Source organism: Shigella sp. FC1661 (assembly GCF_001712525.1).
In the GTDB taxonomy this organism is placed as follows: Bacteria; Pseudomonadota; Gammaproteobacteria; order Enterobacterales; family Enterobacteriaceae; genus Escherichia; species Escherichia coli.
This window is the reverse complement of record NZ_MDGW01000345.1, coordinates 1-1,280: the sequence shown is the minus strand read 5'-3', so window position 1 is coordinate 1,280 and position 1,280 is coordinate 1. Positions and strand designations below refer to the sequence as shown.

1 protein-coding gene and 1 pseudogene are annotated in these 1,280 nt (G+C 36.8%); both read left to right on the top strand.

Features of this window, described 5'->3' with window-relative positions:
- A pseudogene (gene ospC4 / locus BFF42_RS17675) lies at nucleotides 1-816 on the top strand (type 3 secretion system effector OspC4); the annotation flags it as partial.
- Nucleotides 817-1,153: 337 nt separating this feature from the next.
- A partial coding sequence (locus BFF42_RS17665; protein WP_073848895.1) for a transposase occupies nucleotides 1,154-1,280 on the top strand: 127 nt, incomplete at its 3' end.

Sequence of the window (1,280 nt, the reverse complement as noted above, 5' to 3'; positions counted from 1 at the left end):
AATGCGTATATCATTGATCATGACTCTCCATATGGATATATGACATTAACCGATCACTTTGATAATGCTATTCCACCTGTTTTTTACCATGAGCACCAATCATTTTTCTTAGATAACTTTAAAGAGGTTGTGGATGAAGTTAGCAGGTATGTGCATGGTAATCAGGGGAAAACTGATGTTCCAATATTTAACACTAAAGATATGAGGCTTGGAATTGGGTTGCATCTTATTGATTTTATAAGAAAGAGTAAAGATCAAGGATTCAGAGAGTTTTGTTATAACAAAAATATTGATCCTGTTAGTCTGGATAGAATTATAAACTTTGTGTTTCAGCTTGAGTATCATATACCAAGAATGCTAAGTACAGATAACTTCAAAAAAATAAAACTCAGAGACATATCTTTGGAGGATGCGATTAAAGCATCTAATTATGAAGAGATTAACAATAAAGTGACTGATAAAAAAATGGCTCATCAGGCCCTTGCTTATTCTTTAGGCAATAAAAAAGCTGATATAGCACTTTATTTACTATCTAAATTTAATTTTACAAAACAAGATGTCGCAGAGATGGAGAAAATGAACAACAATAGATATTGTAATCTGTATGATGTTGAATACTTACTTAGTAAAGATGGTGCCAACTATAAAGTGCTAGAATATTTTATCAATAATGGATTGGTTGATGTAAACAAAAAATTTCAAAAAGCAAATAGTGGGGACACTATGCTTGACAATGCAATGAAAAGCAAAAATCCAAAAATGATTGATTTTTTATTAAAAAATGGAGCAATATTAGGCAAACGATTTGAGATATGACCTAAAAGCTCGGCCAAATAATAATGTCGTCGATTATCGAAGTCATCATGAGTGATTCTGTCCCCACAGTGCAGCATCAGCATGACAGTGAATTGTCTGGCGTGGTCCATTTAATGAGATGGAGATGGTCCCTCTTTCCTAAATAGCTGTGCCTAATACCGCTACACTTTTGCCAGCCCATGTTTGCCTCCGGGGAATGGGCTGACGGTTCCTTCAAAATCCATTGCACGCAGTTATGTCGGAGCGGGAACTTGACTCCTGTCTTTACGGGAGTGAGGTAGCCTGAGTTTAACGGACACTCCTTCCTGAAATAGAATGGCATCAGAAGGAGCCAATAATGAGCAGAAAAACCCAACGTTACTCTACGGAGTTTAAAGCCGAAGCCGTCAAAACGGTTCCTGAAAATCAGCTTTCGATCAGTGAAGGCGCTTCCCGATTATCTGTTCCTGAAGGCACTTTAGGAC